The sequence below is a fragment of the Fibrobacter sp. genome (genome assembly GCA_024399065.1).
Taxonomy (GTDB): Bacteria; Fibrobacterota; Fibrobacteria; order Fibrobacterales; family Fibrobacteraceae; genus Fibrobacter.
The window spans coordinates 1-14,581 of sequence record JAKSIB010000053.1 but is presented as its reverse complement, the minus strand read 5'-3'; the positions used below and the strand labels follow the sequence as shown (position 1 = coordinate 14,581).

Below are 14,581 nucleotides of genomic sequence, written 5' to 3'. Positions count from 1 at the left end.
CTGGATGGCGCCAACGAATACAACTGCTGGGGCACCGATCCTTACATGGCCCTTGTGGAAGACGCCCATCTGACTTACGCCAACAACTACTGGCACAATTCCTATGGCCGCGTTCCCAAGGTTACTGGCGAAGTTAATGGTTCTCAGGTTCACATCTATAACCAGCTGGTAGACGGAAACCGCTTCTTCATTGCGGGTGCCAACGGTCATAGCTCTACGGCAAAGGCTTACGTCCGCTACGAAAACAGCTACATCAAGAATGGCAATGGCTACCTGGCTGAATGGGGTGTAAATGGCTACGTCTACTATAGCGGAGTTACTTTTGACAATACGAAACAGCAACATCGCTATACGGACGAATCCAACAAAGTCTCTGTAATTCAGGGCGTTCCTCAGGCAGAAACCTTCAATCCCTCCTATTCCTGGGAAAAGCGCAGTGTGGCTAGTATTCCCACGGATCTTCCGAAACTTACAGGTGTAGGCGGCCGTTACGGCAAGATGCCGGAATACAACCAGGCGTTTGGACAGAGTCCCAAGGCTGCCACGGTGGTCATGACTGCTCCTGCTGCTGGTTCCAAGTTTGATGCGACGGCTGGCGTGACTTTGAAGGCTGACGCCAAGAAGGACGGTGCTGATGTGAAGAAAGTGGATTTCTATGTGGGCAACGCTTTGGTTGGTTCTGCAACCGCATCTCCTTATCAGGTGACGGCCAAGGAATTTGCTCCGGGAGTTTACTCTGCAGTGGCTGTGGTTACTGATAATAATGGTCTTACCCAGATGTCTGAATTCGTGACCTTTGAAGTCGAGGGTGAAATTGCTCCTGCGTCAAGCTCCTCCGAAGAGGCTGTTGCCGGCTCCAGTTCTTCTGGCGAAATCAATCCGAGTTCAAGCAGTAGTGAAACAACTTCTATTCGTTTGGCTATGGCCAGCTCCCTTGAAACGGAACCTGCACTCTACCGCATTTTCGATATGCAAGGTCGTGCGTTGTTTTCTGGTGCCCGCAAGCCTGCCTCGATGCCTGCCGCCCGCGTAATCGTGGTGGAACTTGCAAAGAACGGAAGTGTGATCCGCAAGTACGTTCAGGGCAAGTAAGTTTTATTCTCTCTCACTTATTTCAAAAGGCTGACTCAAGAAGAGTCGGCCTTTTTATGATGAAAAAGAACGCAGTCTTTTGGACCGCGTTGAATTGAACTTGTTGAATGATTTAGTTGGATTCGTGCATTTCCAGCATGCGCTTTGCCTGCTTTGCCAGAATGTCGTTTCCGTTCATTTCGATGACTTTTCTCAGCCTGTTGAGGCCGTCTTCCTTTTCGATATTGTTATTGACACAGACTTCACCCAAGGTGTACAATGCGCGGCGGGCAAAGTTGGCGTCCTTTTCTTCGGAGAGACCTTTCTTCAGAAGAAGAATGGCTGCTTCGGGCGAGTTCTTTGTTTTTGCAATTTCGCCCCATTCCAACCACTGATTGCTGGAGAAATCGATGTACATGGTAGTCAGTTTCTTGGCCACGTTCACCACCGTGGGGGTGTCTACGGGATGTTCCTGTAGAAGGGAAGAAAGACCTTGGCTAAGCATGCGTTGTGCGTTGTTGACTTCACCAGCCTTGAATACCTTGAAACCTTCTTCGATCATGCTGCGGGTCTTGGCCTTGCGTTCGGCCAAGGGATTTCGGCTTGCATTTTCGCGAAGACGTGTTTCCAGGTTTTCTGCCAGAACTTCAGCTCTTGTCTTGTGGCGTGTTTCAATCTTAAGTCCGGCAAGGGCGCCAAGGCCGAAGCAAACGGGAGAAAGAATGGTGACTGCTCCGAAGATTCCCGGGTTAACGCACCAGTTGACGATCATGTCCAGGAAAAGACCTGCGATGGCGACTGCCGTTACCCATTGCGGTGCCAGTTCCTTGCGGGGGGCGAATGCTGTAGCTCCCAGCATGAAGCAAAGGGCAAGGCTCATGCCCATATAGCGTTCTGTATTGTAGTGGTCGAAGAAACTTGTACCGCAGAGGAAGTCCACCAGGATGCCTCCGCATACGGCCAGAAGTGCAGCGAAGCCTGCGATGAAATACATCTGCCAGCGGGGCTGCAAACGGTAGAATGCGAAGAAGAAGAATCCTGCGAAAATCAGGAAGCTAAGTGCGCTGGGGAAGAGCATCCAGCTGGTGAACAAACGTTCGTAGCGGCCTTGCTTGGGAACGAAGGCCATGTTGTAGCGGACAAACTTGTCAGTGTACTTGTCAATCCATTTGTCGAGCTCACGTTGGTAATCAGCCTCGGTGGGCATGAAATTCTGGTGTTCCTGCATGTAGGCGTCGCGTCCGCCTTGTGTTTCCCACCAGTTGCGATACTGGGAACGCATTTCCTGAACCCGGTCCTCAATGATGTAGGTCGGATTTTGGGAAAGGTATCTTTCGCGATAGCGGGCGAATTCTTCGGACTTGATTTGTTCTGTGGGTTCAAGGCCTACGGCGCTGAACTGTTCTGCACCAGATTCATTCCACCATTGATTGAACGTGCGAACAATGTTCTTTTCGCGACTGTTCTGTTTCATTTGCGGAGATAGTGCGGTAACGGCGTTGAAAACGCCTAGCCCTAAAATAAGAACTAGAACAATGTAATGGGACGGCTTCAAATAACGATTGACGCGCTTGAAAAAAGCCTTGGCAGTTACGAGAAATTTCTTAAAAGCGTTTTGTGAATCAGACATGCTTTGAATATAATCACTTTTAGCGACGTCCGTACTCACCTAATTGATTCCAAAGGAAATCTGTGTTTACATCACGGTATCCCTGGGCGTTGACTTCTTCTCGCAGCTTGTGGGCAATGTCGAACAAGTTGGGACACTGCTGCATTCGTTCGAAACTGTCGAAGACTGTCAGCTGGTCGATCCACTTGGAAAGTTCCGGGAAACGAGGGTCGTGGAAACGGTTTTCGCGACCTGTCTTCAGGTGCTCCAAATAGCGGTCTGTAACCCGGTTGCCGTCTTCAACAAAAATGTCCATAAGTTTCGGGAACAGTTTTTCGCCGGTAAGGTATTCGTGAACAATGATGCCGAAGCTGAAATAATCTACGGAAGAAGAAAGGTTTTCTCCCATGATGGCCTGTTCCGGAGCGCTGTAGCAAGGAGTCATCATGCCGCCGTATTCGGTGACTGTTTCACGCATCTTTGCCTGGGCGTAGCCGAAGTCGCAGATAAGAATCTTGTGGTTGTTCTTGTGCTGCGGGTTTTGACAAAGCAGGAGGTTCTTGGGTTTCAGATCCTTATGGACGACTTGATAATAGTGCAGCTGACTGATGGTGTTTGCCAGGTAGGCCAGCTGTGCGATACGATGAAGTACATCGTCGTCGCTCAGTTTTGTCTTGAAGGTCTTGTCCAGGGAGCAACCCTTGATGAATTCCATCTTCAGGTACGGGTGACGGCCTGCGATGCCACCGCCCATGCTCTGTACCACGCCTTCGATATTGGTGGCGTGGATCAAGTTGTTGATTCGAATTTCGTCCTGGAAGGCGCTGAGCAAGGCGTTCAAACGGTGAATGCGGTTCTTGCCCGGCTTTGCCCAGTATTTGCAAATCTTGACAACGATTTCCTGTTCTGCCAAATGCTCTTCGCTGCCGGGCTGCTCAAGCCAGTACTTGGCACGGAACAAGTTGTTCGTACCTTCCAGCGCCAGAGGCTCGGTCAACTGGATCTTTCTTACAGATTCATTGTGAAGAAATTCCGGATTCTGGTCAAACCAACGTTGGTATTCCTCCATGCTGTAGTCGGGACGGAGGGACAGGTTGCGGGAGACGCGATCCAATGTTTCTGCAAAAAAGTTTCGAATCATGGTTCAAAAATAGATAAAACGACCCTGTGTTCGCAGGGCCGTTTTTTGAATATTGTTAGTGACTACTTGGATTCGTTCTTTTCAATGGTTTCCGTAATGTATTTGTAAGCATCTTCTACGGAATCGCTGAAGTGGAACAGGTCCAGGTCCTCCTTGTTGATCATACCGGTTTCTGCCAGGTATTCCCAGTTCACCACTTTCTTCCAGAAGGAGGAACCGTAAACAACCACAGGCATTTCCTGAGCGTACTTGTTGGTCTGAATCAAGGTCAGCATTTCGAACATTTCGTCCAAGGTGCCGAAACCACCGGGGAAGACAACCAATGCCTTGGCCATCTTTAGGAACCAGTACTTACGAACAAAGAAATAGCGGAACTGCAGGTTCAATTCGTCGTCGATGTACGGATTCGGGTGCTGTTCAAAGGGCAGCTTGATGTTGAGGCCGATAGACGGAATGCCGATATCGTTTGCGCCACGGTTGCCAGCTTCCATGATGCCCGGGCCACCGCCAGTCATGATGGCGTAGCCTTCTTTACGCTTGTTGGCCCACTTGCCAAGTTTTGCGCCAAGTTCGCGGGCAGCGTCGTAGTATTCGGCTACCAGTTCCAGGGACTTGAGACGAGCCAGTTCCTTCTTGTTCTTGCAGGCTTTCTTGCGCTTCTGGATTTCCTTCATGGGCAAGGTGCGTGCGGAACCGAAGAAAACGATGGTGTTCTTAACGTCTTCTTGTTCAAAAACCTGGTGGGGACCTAAAAATTCGGAGAGAACGCGAAGAGGACGGCCGATGTCGCTGTCCATGAATTCGGCGTTGTGGTACATCATTTTTCCAATTTCAGGATGGAGCTGCTTTTTCGTTGCCATAATAAAACTCCTTTGCTAAAGATTACTTTTGTAAAATACACTTAAAATCCAATTAAACAACAAAAAAATGTTGTTTATCTTCTTGCAAGTTGGAAAAAACTTTATATTTAAGGCATGCTAGTAAAGATTTGGACCGACAGTTTTATTATTACGGGTGAAATTGACACCCTCCGCGATGAACGTCTTACCGACTACATCCGCGAAAACAAGGACTTTATTGCTGTGACTCAGGTGAAGGTGAGCGACAAGAACGAGCATGACTTGTTCCGTACCCACTTCCTGAACGTGAGCACCAGCCACATCGAAATTATCCTGCCTGCGGAATAATACGCAAGGCGAATGCCGCAGAAATGTGCTTGCACATTTCTATGGCTGAGCCGAAGTATTAACGCCGAAGGCGTTGATAATACGCAAGGCGAGTGCGACGGATCGTGTTTTGCACACGTTCCGTTTTTATAAGAAATTAGCCGCCCCTTTCGGAGCGGCTTTAATTTTATTTAGCCAGGTTAAAAGTCCATGGCGATTTTCTTGATTAGGAACTTTCTGGTTTCGTCATCAACTTTCTTAGGATCGTATTCCTTGCCGAGAAGACCTGCGTAAATGCTGAAGGGGCTTGCGGTGCCGCCTTGATCGTTGCACTTTGCCTTCACGAGGATGGTCTTGCCCTGAATCTGTAGATCCAGAATATGTTCGTTCAGGTTGATTTCCTGGCCGCGGTGGTTGAGTACTACGGGAAGGTTCTTGACGCTGAACTGCTCGCGAATGTTCTGTGCCTGAGCGTCATCCATGTCGTCGGCGGTATAGCTGTAGACCATTGCCTTGGGGAAGTGCTTGGAAAGCTTGTCGGTCAAAGGCTCGATGTTCACGATTTCCATGCCGCGGGGGAAGGGGGCGGAAAGTTTCTTCATGGTTTCCGGCAGGCCTTCCTTGGAAATATCCAGAGGCTTCAGAAGTTCCACGCTGATGATTTCGCAGTAGGTTTCAAGACCCAGGGGCAATGCGCCCATGTTCACGATGCGGGGCTTGGGGCTGAAGCCTTCGCTGAACTTGATGGGAATGCCTGCGCAGAGGAAGGTACGTTCGAAGAAGCTCAGCATGTTGTGATGGGGCAGGAAACGGCTGAGGCCTGTCTTCTTGAAGGTGATCTTGTAGCTGAAGCAGTCCTTCTGCTTGGGGCGGCGATCTGCCACCAGCTTCTTGATTTCTTCGGGAGTGCGGCTAGGGGCCTTGTGGCGTACCGGGTCGTTTGCCAAATGGATTTCTGCGCCGAAGCCCGGAATGCCGCACTTCTGGCAGTCGCCCCACTTGCAGTTGGGAACGGGAGCGGAGTCTTCCTTGAAGGCCTTTTCCCATTCGCGACGGAGGTACTGCTTGGTGGTGCCGGCGTGAATGAAGTCCCAGGGGAACACTTCTTCCTTTTCGCGGGTGCGGTACACCCAAGTAGTGTCGTAGCCGCACTTTTCCCAGACCTGTAGCCACTTGTCGTAATCGAAACGGTAGGCGTCGCTTTCGAAGGTGAGCCCCTGCTTGTAAGCTTCGTAAATCACGGGAGCCAGACGACGATCGCCGCGGCTGTAGACGGCTTCCAGATGGCTCATTTCCCAGCCAGCCCAGTTCACCTTTACGTTGGGGTGCTTGAAGAATCTTTCGCGGACAAAGCGGATGTGCTTGAGAGCGGTTTCCTTGTCCATGAAGGGGGCCCACTGAAGGCCCGTGAAGGACTTGGGAATAAGAATACCCATGGAGACTGCAATTTGGCAACCGCGTAGATACTTGCGGCCAATCTTCACCAGGTTTTCGATGAGTCCGCAGAAGGCTTCCATATCTTCCAGATTTTCGGTGGGGAAACCGATCATGGTGTAAAGCTTGATCTTGTTGAAACCGCTGGAGAAAGCGTGTTCTGCAGCGTTGTACATGTCCTGGTCGCTGATGGTCTTGTTGATCATCTTGCGGATACGTTCAGAACCTGTTTCAGGAGCGAAGGTGGCGCTACGGCCGCCCTTCAATGCAGAAATCTTCTGAGCCAGAGTTTCGCCGAAGGCGTTCACGCGGATGGAGGGGAGGCTCACGTCCACGGTGTCGAAGAACGGGTCGTCGATGATGGAGTCGGTAAGGCCTTCCACCGGCTTGTAGTCTGCGGTTGAAAGGGAGAGCAGGCCAAGTTCGCGTTCGCCTGTGGCCTGGATGCCTTCCTTGGCGATTTCAAGAACGTCGTCCGGATCCAATTCGCGGCAGGGACGGTACCAGATGCCTGCCTGGCAGAAACGGCACCCCTGGGCGCAACCGCGCATGACTTCCACGCTGAAGCGGTTGTGGACCAGCTGCATGTTTGCAATCAGGTTCTTGATGGGGTAGTTCTTGCGGTCCATTACGGGAATGAACTGGCGGCGAACGCCATTGGTCTTTTCGTAAGGACCAGTGGCAGGTTCTGCGGGAACCACATCGCCAAATTCGTTGACAATCGTAGGCGTAAGGCTGGGAACGTACACGCCGTCAATCTTGGACAGGTTTTCCAGAATTTGCTTGCGGGGGAGTCCTGCCTTGCGGCCCTCGCCAACACAGCGCAGGAACTTCACAATCATGTCTTCGCCGTCGCCGATCATGAAGGCGTCAAAGAAGTCCGCCACCGGTTCCGGGTTTGCCATGGCGGGGCCGCCGGCCACCACGATGGGATCATCTTCCTTACGGTCCTTGCTCCAAGTGCAAACTCGGGCCAAGTCCAGAACGTAAGGCACGTTGGTAAAGTTCAATTCGGTCTGGAGCGTCATGCCCAGGACTTCAAAATCTCGAACTGGAGTGTAGCTGGCATAGCTGTAAAGAGGAATGTCGTACTTCTCCATTTCCTTCGCCATGTCTTCCCAGGGAGCGAAACTCACTTCGCAAAGCAGGTCCGGTTCCTTGTTGATCACATGGTACAGGATACGGATGCCGTTGTTGCTCATGCCGATTTCGTACTTATCGGGGAACACAAAGGCCATGCGGCAAAGCATCTGGCTGTGATCTTTAACCACGCTGTTGGCTTCGCCACCCATGTAGCGGGCGGGGGATTCAACGGCGGGGAGGGCAAGGGCGATTTTTTCGAGAATTGTCATGGACTTAAATTTAGAAATCTATGGAAACAGTCGTGTTTAAACAAAAATTTTCTGCCAGTTTATTCATAAATAAGTAAATTAACAGCATGACAATGTTTTCTTTTCTTCTGTGGCTTCTTGCCTTTGTTGCTGGAGTAGCGGTATCCTTCTTTGTTCCCGAGGCTACCATTTCCCTGAGTGGCAAGTTTATTTTTGTCGGTGCCTGGGGTGCAGTCCTTGGTTTTGTCCTGTTCACTCTTTGCAAAAAGAAGATTGAGAATACGGAAGTTGAATTTAACGAAGCCTTGAACGAACTAAAGGCTTCCAAGATGGAAATCACCTCCAGCATTCCTACCATGGCTGAGCCGGATGTCCCTGTTGAAGAACCTCCTCTGCCGAAGGGTGCCATGTCCGCCAAGGAAGCTTTGGCCCATGCAACCGAAGATGCTGTCAAGGTGGGATTCCCCATGGATGCCTGGAAGGCCTACTCCAAGTGCATTCTCAAGAATCGTCCTTTCCCGGAAGCTCTCAAGACTATCGAAAAGTTGCTTCCTCTGCTGTTTCCCAATGCTTCTGGCGTTCTTTATATGTATGCAGGAACCCAGACGGACCTTCACAAGATCATTGCCTTTGGCAACCAGGTCATTAGCGATGATGTGATTCGTCCCAGTGAATGCGCCAGCTTCAATGCCGGGGATATTGTTGTGTCTGATTACTCCAACCCCAACCTCAAGGGCGGCTGTACTCACTTGCATCATCACCCTCAGGGCATTTCTTTCTGCGCCCCTGTTGAAGGCATTGATGAACACTTTGGTATTTTCTCTATTCAGACCGATGTATTGCCGGATAACGAATCTCAGGAAGATTGGCTTGCCAAGGTTAGCGTGTTTGCAACGACCTTTGGTTTGTACATTGCAAACCAGAACTTGAATATCCGTTACGAACAACATAGCATTCGTGATTCCTTGACGGGCTTGTTCAATCGACGCTATGCAGAAGAATCCTTGACCCGCGAAGTCTTTGCTGCAACACGCCACAAGACTCCTATCGGTCTCATCATGATTTATCCGGATGCCGCTCAGGAAATTCAGCAGAACCGCGGCCGCCATGCTGTGGAACAGCTCCTCTGGGAATTGGGTCAGCGCCTTCCGGGCTATATCCGCAACGAAGATATTCCATGTCGTTACGATGGGGATGTGTTCTGCGTGATTCTGCCGGGTGCAGACTTGCAGATTACCCGCCAGCGTGCTGAAAAGATCCGCAACGAAATTTCTCAGCTCCAGATCGCCTATGGCGATGGAATCCTGTCTACGACTTTGAGCATGGGTGTTTCCGTAATGCCGGTTCATGCGGCCGATGGCCTGTCCCTCTTCTACACTGCCGAAGCTTCCATGAATTACGCAATCCAGGCTGGCGCAAACCGTGTGATTCTTGCCGACGTCCTGGCAAACATGTAGTGCGTCGAGCTTTGCCCCTCCGGATAAGAAAATTTCAAAAGGTCCCCTCGTGGGACCTTTTTTCGTGCCCCGCCCATTACGCGTCACAGGGGTGGGAATCCAAAGGGCGGGGGAGTGCCTCCGCCCATTACGCGTCACAGGGGTGGGAATCCAAAGGGCGGGGGAGTGCCTCCGCCCATTACGCGTCACAGGGGTGGGAATCCAAAGGGCGGGGGAGTGCCCCCGCCCTTTGTACATATAAGAAAAACACCCCGACTGACGCCGGGATGTTTTTTTGGGGGTTAGGAGGAGAACAAAGAGTTCTTGAACACAAAGATACCAATTAAAATGTCCTTGTGTAGGGTTTTGTTGAAATCTTTAAAACAAGTGTTGTGAATATCACAAGACGGATTGTAACGCCCATCACACCTGTGATGACGGTCACTTTTCCCTGGCTGCGGGAACCATCCTCCTAAAAGGGCGCTTTTAATCAATACCCTTATTATCAAATTCTTCCGTTTTTGCTAAATTGCGCCATATGAAGAAATTTGTTGCTCCTGCAGTATTGTTTGTGCTGGCCTCCGCCTTGGTCGCATATCTTGCTCTTGACTTTTCTGGATCTAGATCCTCTTTTGACGCCGATGCTTATTTGGAAGCTCGCGCCAAGATTGATTCCTTGGAAATTGAACTTTGGAATGCCCAGGGTAATGCTGACGCTCAAGTTGTTATTCGTACTGAACTTGATGCCGCCTGGGAAACTCTTTCTGCCATGCGCAATGGCCCTGTGGGTGGTGTCGAAAATACTGCCCCTGAAGCTGAAGCCCAGCCCCAGTCCATGTCCTCTGACACTTTGATCTGGATTGTTGGCGGTGCAGTTGCCATTGTCATCTGCATTGTCGTTCTTGTTTTGCTCTTGAAGCGCCGTCAGGAAATCATTACCCAGAGAATGGAGGCCGTGAAGGCAGAACGATTCAAGGAACCGAAGGGTGGCTTTGATGATGCCGCTACTTTGATTTCCCGCCCCCGCCCGCAGAAGCGTTCCATTATCGCCGATGCAGAAGAATATGCAGCCCAGAAGCGCGAAACCATGGCTCAGCAGGCAACGGAGCGTTCCACGGATACTGACCAGAAGATCGCCTTCGAAGATGAAAACGGTATTCCGGAAAACAAGATTCTTACCGGCGTTCCCACAAGCAAGCCTACGCTTCGTCCGACTGCAAAGGAACGTATTACTTCTGCAATGCAGAATCTTTCTGATGTTCTTCGTGCACCCCGCGGCCTGTCCCGCGAACGAACCATGAGGCTTCGCGCCCAGAGCCGCAATTCTACTGGCGATCCTAGCCTTATGGGCAGCAGTCCTCTTGAAATTACCCGCTTCGACAGGGAAAATTCTGAAAAGAGCAAGATCCTGCAGCTTTCCCGCCGCGGCGTTCCTGCATCCATCATCGCTTCCCGCATGAAGCTCCCGCAGGATAAGGTCGAAGCCGTTATCCGCGACAATCAGGACTAACCATCGATGCGCTATAGGTTCCGCTGCGAATATCTTGGCAGCGCCTTCTACGGCTGGCAGGCCCAGAACGAGGGCGGCAAGACGAAGTTTGTGACGGTCCAGTCCGCTTTGGAAGAGGCTTTTTCCATTGCGCTTCGCACGCCAATCCGCATTACTGGATCCGGTAGAACGGATACTGGTGTTCATGCCCGCGGCCAGTGCGTACACTTTGACTACGACGGCGAAATTGACACCTTCAAGACGGTGAATTCCATTAACGGCCTTACAAAGCGTTTGATCCGCATTCGCGATCTTGAACGTTGCGCCGACGATTTCCATTCCCGATTCGATGCGACTTGCCGCTACTACCAGTACACCATCTTTACCAGGCCGGTGGCTCTGCAACGTGACTTTGGTTGGGAATGTGGATCCCTGCATCTGGATCTCGATGCCATGGAAAAGGAAGCGGAATCCTTCCTTGGTCATCATGACTTTATCGACTTCTGCATTCCTCGAAACGACGGCAAGCCCACGGATTGCATCCTGACAGAATTCCGTCTGGAACGTTTGAACGATTGGAGCTGCATGTTCCATATCAAGGGAAATCGCTTTCTGCACCGTCAGGTCCGAGCCATGGTGGGAACCTTGTTTGACGTGGGCCGTGGTAAATTGCCTATGGGTACCGTGAACCAAATTTTTGAAAAGAACTTCAAGGGCGAACGAACCTGGGCTCCTCCCCAGGGACTGGTCCTTCAGAACGTTGAATATAAGGATTATTAAAAAGAAAAGCCTCCCCGAAGGGAGGCTTCTTTTATAAGCTTAAATTGTGCTGAAGCAGAAGATTAGTCGGCGTTACGGATGGCGTCCACCATGTCCTTGATGGCGCGGTCCATGCCCATCATTACGGCGCGGCAGATGATGCTGTGGCCTACGACCAGTTCTTCAATGCCTTCGATGGCAGCGATTGCACCAACGTTCCTGTAGTTCAGGCCGCGGCCAGCCTTGACGCGAAGACCGTACTTACGGGCGAGAACGGTCATGTCCTGCAATGCGGAAATTTCACGTTCGATTTCTTCCTTGCTGCCGAGGGTGCAGGATGTGGCGTACTTGTTGGTGTTGAATTCCACGAAGTCTGCGCCAATCTTCTTTGCAGCCTTGACTTGTTCGGTTTCGGGATCGATAAACACGCCTACGGAAATATCGTTGCTCTTGAGGGTGATGACCGGCTTTACAAGATCAGCAGCCTTTGCTGCAACGTTCAAGCCGTCTTCGGTGGCGAGCTCGGTATGGATTTCCGGAACCAAGGTGACGGTGTCCGGCTGGTTGTTGATGGCAATCTGAACCATTTCCTGAGAAGGAGCCATTTCAAGATTCATCTTGGTGGTCACAGTACCGCGGAGCAATTTGACATCGCGGTCCTGGATATGACGTTTGTCTTCGCGCAGGTGAACGGAAATGCTGTTGCAACCGGCCAGTTCTGCAATGACTGCTGCTGCCACGGGATCCGGTTCGCAAACTTTGCGTGCTTCACGGAGGGTGGCGATATGGTCTACGTTAAAACCCAGTTTTACGGTCATACAGGCTCCTTATCAATATTCCATAAATTTAGATAAATATACTAAGCTAGTTCCCTGATTTTTCGCCTTTTCAGAAAGGTCCTTTACTTTATTAAGGTTTTCCATGTTCAAGGGAATGAACATGGTGGAGAGACCACGCTTACGGGCGTCGCGAAGACGCTGTTTGATGTAGTCGGCCAAGGCGCTGTTTTCGGGATTGTAGTAGGAAGAAGATTCACACTTCAGATTCAAAGTCTTACAAGCCTGAGGAACCTTGGATCTGCTGTTCATGGTTGCGTCGATGAACCAGAGGTTGTTCTTCTGGACGGGGGAGAGGATCGCCTGGAGAAGTTGTTCGTGCTCCACGGCTTGTTCTCCGTAACGGGAAACGGCACCCTTGGCTCTTGGAATCAGAACCTTAGCTTCGTCAATCACAGTCTGAATCTGCTCTTCGGTGTGGTGAATGCGAAGAGGTCTTAACTTGTTGTGAACCTTGTTCAGCTTGGTGGATTCCATGGTGAGCCACAATTCGAGTTCGGCGTTTTTTACTTTGTCCAGATTCGGATAGAATTCAGAGGGCATACCGAATGGGGGAATAAGCAGACTGTAGGGATAATCCAACTTGTTTAATTCTGCAATCAGTTCGGGGCTCAAGCTCGTAACCTGGAAAGCTACAGCCAGGACGGAGGCGTCGTCCCTGAAAACGCTTTCGGAAACCTGGAATTCTACACGCAAGGTGTCGTTGTCCGGCTGGAGAATTTCAACATTGGCGGATTGCAAAACATTGTTGTTGTGCAACTCTTCCATGAATAAAATCTTGCCGCCCTTCTTTTTTACGAAACGCTGGGTTTGCAGCAAGTAAGTTATAATGGATTGACCGCGGCCAAGAGTCCAAACGTCCTTCTTTTTTCTTTTGACGTAAGTGGATTGGACAATCTGGAGTTCCTGCTGAAGTTTTTCCTTGAAGGGAACTGTGTCTACGGCAGCTTCCTCAACGACATTTTCTACAGGAGTTTCTTCTTCTGCAACAAGTTTTTTGGCCCATTCAGAATCGGCCAATCGAGGGAGGAGCACTGCGGCTGTCCCGATAATAATAACCAATACAATGATAATGGCAATTATGTGTTTTGATTTCTTCATCTTGGTTGTAAATATAACTACATTGACGGCATGCCTATCTTATTTGCATTGGTTGGTGCTACAGGAATTGGTAAATCCAATTTGTCCATGGAACTTGCAGACCATTATGGTGCTGAAATTATTGGCGTAGATTCTCGACAGATCTACAAAGGCTTTTCTATCGGCACGGCTCAACCAAGCCTAGATTGCATTCAGCGAGTGAGGCACCATCTTGTGGATTTCCTTGAACCGACGGAATCTTTTTCGGCAGGGGAGTTTTGCAGACAAACTAAAAATCTCGTGACCAAGAATCCGGAAAAGAATTTCATTCTTGTTGGTGGTACCGGACTTTACCTCCAGTCTTTGATGTTGGGGTTGCCCAACATTCCGGAAATTCCAGACAACATTCGTAAGGATTTGGAACAAACTATTGCTGAACGTGGTGCAGATTGCTTGTACAGGGAAGCATGCGCTGTGGATCCTGAAGCGATGTCGAAGGTTGAACCGAATAACGTACAACGTATTTGTCGAATTTTTGAAGTGTTCCGTGCTACGGGCCGCAAGCTTTCGGACTTGCAAAAAGAACGTGAAGGCGGCATCGGTGCTTTGCCTGTATTCTGGCTTCAACGCAATCGTGATAATTTGTACAAAAGAATCGATGCCCGCGTAGACCAGATGATTAAAGATGGCTGGATTGATGAATGTCTGCAGCTGGCGAAGACTGTTCCGCTGGATGCTCCCGCATGGCAGAGCCTTGGTTATAGGGAATTATTGCAGGCAAAAAGCCAATCGGATGTTGATAATACCATAGAAGACGTCAAAAAGAAGACCAGAAATTACGCAAAACGCCAGTTGACATGGTTCAGATGGCAGATTGAGTCCGTTTCAGTGGATCTTGAAGCAAAAAAACGTCCTTTTGACCAGGTCGTTGCTGGCCTAACTCGTTAAAAGTGAACGATTTACCGAAAATTTTTCACTGGGCTCCGAAAAAAGTTGTGAATAGTTTGTGAACTCCTAGTGGGATTCGCTGCGTATGACCCGTTTTTTTTCCGTTTTTTGGAAAAAACGTCGAAAAAAGCGAAAAAAAGTGAAAAACTACCCTTGCAAAGGTTCTGGAAAATTCTATAATTGGCGTCGTTCCTGAGAGGGACGGCTGAAAAGCCTGAACGAAACAGGACGGCAATCCTGAGAGACTGCCGGGAAGATTGAAGGAATCGGAGATGTGCTTA

Annotated in this window: 12 protein-coding genes; 6 read left to right on the top strand and 6 right to left on the bottom strand. The window is 50.1% G+C overall.

From position 1 onward, the window contains the following. A partial coding sequence (locus MJZ25_15405; GenBank protein MCQ2125560.1) for an Ig-like domain-containing protein occupies positions 1-1,092 on the top strand: 1,092 nt, incomplete at its 5' end. 112 nt (positions 1,093-1,204) lie between these two features. Here the strand turns inward: MJZ25_15405 and MJZ25_15400 are convergent. The 3 genes from MJZ25_15400 to MJZ25_15390 all read right to left on the bottom strand — a co-directional run bounded on the left by MJZ25_15400 (position 1,205) and on the right by MJZ25_15390 (position 4,681). Beyond that, positions 1,205-2,701: a hypothetical protein gene (locus tag MJZ25_15400; protein MCQ2125559.1), complete on the bottom strand. Its 1,497-nt coding sequence runs from the start codon at positions 2,699-2,701 to the stop codon at positions 1,205-1,207. A gap of 19 nt (positions 2,702-2,720) precedes the next feature. Then, positions 2,721-3,821 (bottom strand): protein kinase, encoded by a 1,101-nt coding sequence (locus MJZ25_15395; protein ID MCQ2125558.1) that lies wholly within the window; start codon positions 3,819-3,821, stop codon positions 2,721-2,723. Between the two features lie 62 nt (positions 3,822-3,883). Continuing rightward, on the bottom strand, positions 3,884-4,681 hold the full coding sequence (locus MJZ25_15390; protein ID MCQ2125557.1) for a TIGR00730 family Rossman fold protein: 798 nt from the start codon (positions 4,679-4,681) through the stop codon (positions 3,884-3,886). Between the two features lie 114 nt (positions 4,682-4,795). Between MJZ25_15390 and MJZ25_15385 the strand changes: the two genes are divergently transcribed. Continuing rightward, entirely contained in the window at positions 4,796-5,008 is a 213-nt protein-coding gene (locus MJZ25_15385; GenBank protein ID MCQ2125556.1) for a hypothetical protein, read from the top strand. A gap of 179 nt (positions 5,009-5,187) precedes the next feature. On the opposite strand, the gene MJZ25_15380 is transcribed toward MJZ25_15385, so the two are convergent. Further along, on the bottom strand, positions 5,188-7,773 hold the full coding sequence (locus tag MJZ25_15380; GenBank protein MCQ2125555.1) for a TIGR03960 family B12-binding radical SAM protein: 2,586 nt from the start codon (positions 7,771-7,773) through the stop codon (positions 5,188-5,190). Positions 7,774-7,859: 86 nt separating this feature from the next. Between MJZ25_15380 and MJZ25_15375 the strand changes: the two genes are divergently transcribed. From MJZ25_15375 to truA, 3 genes are all read left to right on the top strand, one after another. After that, positions 7,860-9,209, top strand: coding sequence for a GGDEF domain-containing protein (locus MJZ25_15375; GenBank protein MCQ2125554.1), 1,350 nt, complete (start codon positions 7,860-7,862; stop codon positions 9,207-9,209). Positions 9,210-9,726: 517 nt separating this feature from the next. Then, on the top strand, positions 9,727-10,698 hold the full coding sequence (locus MJZ25_15370; protein ID MCQ2125553.1) for a hypothetical protein: 972 nt from the start codon (positions 9,727-9,729) through the stop codon (positions 10,696-10,698). A 6-nt stretch (positions 10,699-10,704) separates the two neighbouring features. Next, the gene (gene truA / locus MJZ25_15365) at positions 10,705-11,457 is read left to right on the top strand and encodes a tRNA pseudouridine(38-40) synthase TruA (protein MCQ2125552.1); all 753 of its coding nucleotides are present in this window, start codon (positions 10,705-10,707) and stop codon (positions 11,455-11,457) included. Between the two features lie 62 nt (positions 11,458-11,519). On the opposite strand, the gene MJZ25_15360 is transcribed toward truA, so the two are convergent. Together MJZ25_15360 and MJZ25_15355 are read right to left on the bottom strand one after the other, a co-directional pair. Next, positions 11,520-12,254: a pyridoxine 5'-phosphate synthase gene (locus tag MJZ25_15360; GenBank protein MCQ2125551.1), complete on the bottom strand. Its 735-nt coding sequence runs from the start codon at positions 12,252-12,254 to the stop codon at positions 11,520-11,522. Between the two features lie 12 nt (positions 12,255-12,266). Next, a complete protein-coding gene (locus MJZ25_15355; protein MCQ2125550.1) occupies positions 12,267-13,373 on the bottom strand; it encodes a divergent polysaccharide deacetylase family protein in 1,107 nt (368 codons plus the stop codon). 30 nt (positions 13,374-13,403) lie between these two features. Here MJZ25_15355 and miaA point away from each other — a divergent pair, with 30 nt between their 5' ends. After that, positions 13,404-14,300, top strand: coding sequence for a tRNA (adenosine(37)-N6)-dimethylallyltransferase MiaA (gene miaA, locus MJZ25_15350; GenBank protein ID MCQ2125549.1), 897 nt, complete (start codon positions 13,404-13,406; stop codon positions 14,298-14,300). Positions 14,301-14,581: the final 281 nt, after the last annotated feature.